Annotated in this window: 2 protein-coding genes; both read right to left on the reverse strand. The window is 58.7% G+C overall.

Annotated elements, in window-relative coordinates; translation table 11 throughout:
• Window positions 1-1,412, reverse strand: a 1,412-nt coding sequence (locus R3I13_RS26950) for a tetratricopeptide repeat protein (protein WP_346321107.1), incomplete at its 3' end; no start/stop codon positions are given.
• A gap of 19 nt (window positions 1,413-1,431) precedes the next feature.
• Window positions 1,432-2,163 (reverse strand): PorP/SprF family type IX secretion system membrane protein (locus R3I13_RS26955; RefSeq protein ID WP_346321108.1); only part of this gene is annotated, 732 nt, incomplete at its 5' end.

The raw sequence follows: 2,163 nt of genomic DNA on the forward strand, positions 1-2,163 counted from the left end.
GTGCCAGTGGTACCTGTAGTAGGCATCACCGGCGGCCTTTGGCTGTGGTCGATCACCGCCGGCGGGGCGATGTGGTTCACCCGGTTGATATAATCGGCATCCGCGAAATAATAAATATCATCCCGGCCCATGCCGCCTGCTTTGTTGGACGCCACGTAGCCTTCGTAACCATTGTGTTTGAGGATCAGCCCGATATCGTCTGCCCCGGAGTTGAAAGGTGCTTTCATGTTCTCCGGCGTTTCCCAGCTGGTTTTAGCGCCTTTTACCCGGAAGATATCATAGCCGCCCAGGCCCGCGTAGCCTTTGCTGGAAAAATACAGGATGCCTTCTTCGTTGACGGTGGGGAAGGTTTCGGCGGCGATGGTGTTGATCTTGTCACCACAGTTCACCGGCGCCGCCCAGCTGCCATCCGGCTGCCGTTCGCAATACCAGAGGTCCGTTTGCCCGAAGCCGCCGGGGCGGTCGGAGACGAAGTATAACACGCTGCCGTCGCTGCTCAGCACCGCATGGCTGGAGGAATGCCCTGCCACGTTAACACCCGGCAGCAGTACCATCTGGCTCCATTTGCCATTTGTTTTCACCGATTGGTAGATCTGCAGCTGGCGCACCCCGCTGACCGGGCCTTTGCCGGTTACCGGCACCCTTTTGCCCTGGATGTTGATGGTGGCGTAGAGCGTATCTTCCGTCCGGTTCATGCACACCGGGCCGATGTGGTAATCGTATTTGCCCAGCAGCTGCGGCACCAGTTCTTCCAGGTACATGGTGGCATTGCCCTGGGTGTATTGCTGATAAACATAAGCTTTGTAATAAGGCTGCTGGGTGCGGCGGTCTGTCTGCGGACGGGGTTCGGAGCCGCCGTTGAGCGTCAGTTCCCGGTAGCCGTTAGACATCAGCAGCAATCCCTGTTTGACCACGCCGCTCACCAGGTCGGAGCCCGGGGTGTTGAGTTCCTTGAGCGGTTGAAGCTGCACCGGGGCCGGTTGCCACACCGCCGCGCTGTCGCAGCCGCGCAGGGCGATCGCTTTGAGTTTGAGGCTGTCTGCATTGGCCGTGGAGAACAACGCATATTGCTGGCGGGCCGAATCATACTGTTCCAGCTGCCGCAGGGCTTCGCCGTAGGCAAAATAAGCCGCCGCCGGGTGGTCCGGCCGGGCGATGATCTGCCGGTAAAAGCCCGCTGCTTCCTTAAAGTAGCCGATCTCCTGGTAGCTGTGCGCCATTTTCATGAGCAGGGCCACCGGCGTTCTGTCTCCCTTGCTGCGTGCCTGCCGCTGGTACAGCGCCCCGGCCACGGCATACTCTTCGCGCGCATAGGCCTCTTCGGCCAGCTGCAGCACGCTTTTCTGCTCCTGGGCATACAAGCTGCCGGCAAACGTCATGGTCAGGATAAAGGTTAAACTGCGTCGTATCATACTTCCTTAAGTGATGGGTTTAAAAATACCGGGGATTCTGTACGGTGAATTTTTTGGAAGGGAACAAAAAGCCCAGGGATATCTCATGGGAGCCGCCCTGGTAGCCCGCCATCTTATTCACGTTCAGATCGTAGGAATAACCGATGCGCAGCTGCCGGGTGGCGTAGAACTCCACCATGGCGCTGGCCGCGTTGGTCTCCTCGAGGTCGCGCTGCAGGGCCGTTTTGTTCCAGATGCTCACATTGGTGCGGTAGGAACCGCCCACCCACAGCTTGTCGCCGATCAGCAGGAAGGCGTTCAGGTCCAGGCTGGTGGGCCCTTTGAAATCTTCCTTCACCAGGAAGGAGGGTTTGAGCTGGAGCTTTTCTCCCAGGGGGAACACGGTGCCGGCCGTCAGGTAAACGTGCTGTGTTTTGCGGATGGTGGAATAGTTGTTGCCTTTCCAGTTATACCGCGAAGCATCGGAGTACAGGGAAAAAAGATCCATCACCGATACGCCGGCGTAGAACTTAGAAGTGTAGTAATACACGCCGAACCGGGCATCGGGCACCCAGGTGCTGGTCTTGCCGGTGGGGATGGCCACGTCGTCGTTATCGATGTACTGCAGGGCGGCCCCGTCGATGGAATACTGGGTGACGCCACCGCCGATGCCGATGCAGAGGCGTTTGGTATTCTCCGCATCCAGCGGGATGCGGTAGGAATAAGACCCGTAGAAAGACAGGGCTTCCTGCGGCCCCAGCTGGTCGAAGAG

The sequence above is a fragment of the Chitinophaga sp. YIM B06452 genome, assembly GCF_039655965.1.
Lineage (GTDB): Bacteria > Bacteroidota > Bacteroidia > Chitinophagales > Chitinophagaceae > Chitinophaga.